Genomic DNA, 1368 nt, shown 5'->3' with positions numbered 1-1368 from the left:
TCGGATCATCGGATCGTTGGTCAGGTGTGCCGTTGAGTGACGCCCAGTGGGCGCGGATTGAGCCGTTGCTACCGGACCGGACGCCGAAACGGGGCGGGCGGTGGCGTGATCACCGTCTGGTGATCGATGCGATCGCGTGGAAGTTCCAGGCCGGCTCGCAGTGGGTGCACGTGCCCGAGCAGTACGGCTCTTGGAAGGGCGTGTACACCAGACTGCGGAACTGGGCCATTGATGGGACGTGGGCGCGTATCTTCACCGCTCTGCTCGCCCAGGCCGACGCGGAGGAGGACCTGGACTGGGTCATTGCAGTGGATTCCACCATTGTGCGTGCTCACCAGCATGCTGCGGGGGCCCGTAAAAAGGGGCCGCAGCTGGCGAGCCGGTCGATCACGCCCTTGGCCGGTCGCGCGGCGGCCTGACTACGAAGGTCCATCTGGCCGCCGACGGTCGATGCCGGCCCCTGGCCTTTGTCCTCACGCCTGGCCAGGCCGGGGACGCTCCGGCCTTCGAATCCGTCATGGAGGCCCTGCGGGTGCCCCGCCGCCGGGGCCGGCCCCGCACGCGGCCGACGCTAGTACTGGCAGACAAGGCCTACTCATCCCGCGCCATCCGCACCCACCTCAGACGACGTGCGATCCGCGCCGTGATTCCGATCCCGGCCGACCAGCAGGCCCACCGCGCACGACGTGGCAGCCGCGGCGGCAGGCCGCCCGTCTTTGACCGAAATGCCTACAAGCAGCGGAACACCGTCGAGCGGTGCATCAACCGCCTTAAGCAGTGGCGGGGCATTGCCACCCGCTACGAGAAGACGGCCACGATCTACCTCGCCGGGCTCCACCTGGCAGGCATCTTCCTTTGGTCCGCGCGATGACGAGCAACCAGCACCGATCAGAGGCGACCGTGCTCCGGAACGAGCGTCTCGCACCGATCACACAGCACCAGCAGGATCCGCCGACTCTCACGCAGTGAGCCATCGGCACCACAGCGCTCGCAGATGCCCTGGCTACGGTCAGCGAAGGCATCGGTGACAGCATGGAGACGCGAGTACTCGGCATCCGTCCAGTTGCCGCCAGGCTCCCACAGCCGCGGAAACGCCTGGAAGGACAAAGACCCCCACTTCTGCTTCACGGCAAGGAGCTCGTACTCCGGGAACTCCGCGACAACCGCCCGATGGCACTCAAGCACCAACTGCCGCCAGCCAGGCCCCACGTCGAAGTCATACGAAGGGTCTCGCAAGTGTTGCCTGACCGGCTTCAGCACGTCTCCTGAAGCCGACGAAGTCCCAGCCATCCCGCCCCCTCATGCAGCAATGGCCCTCGATCTTACGGTCCATGACTTGCGCGCCGTGATCCACAAGAGAAGCCCTAG

General features: G+C 66.4%; 2 protein-coding genes. One reads left to right on the top strand and one right to left on the bottom strand.

Translation table 11 applies throughout. The annotated features are described in order from the left end of the window. Nucleotides 1-26 precede the first annotated feature (26 nt). Nucleotides 27-871, top strand: a protein-coding gene (locus tag FNH09_RS46370; protein ID WP_338017882.1) for an IS5 family transposase whose coding sequence is annotated in 2 segments (ribosomal slippage) — nt 27-366 and nt 366-871 — 846 coding nt in all. Because the reading frame shifts where the segments join, the coding sequence is not laid out codon by codon here. A 17-nt stretch (nt 872-888) separates the two neighbouring features. On the opposite strand, the gene FNH09_RS46365 is transcribed toward FNH09_RS46370, so the two are convergent. Next, the gene (locus FNH09_RS46365) at nt 889-1260 is read right to left on the bottom strand and encodes a hypothetical protein (RefSeq protein WP_152895873.1); all 372 of its coding nucleotides are present in this window, start codon (nt 1258-1260) and stop codon (nt 889-891) included. Nucleotides 1261-1368: the final 108 nt, after the last annotated feature.

The sequence above is a fragment of the Streptomyces adustus genome, from assembly GCF_009377175.1.
In the GTDB taxonomy this organism is placed as follows: domain Bacteria; phylum Actinomycetota; class Actinomycetes; order Streptomycetales; family Streptomycetaceae; genus Streptomyces; species Streptomyces adustus.
This window is presented reverse-complemented; position numbering and strand designations above follow the sequence as displayed.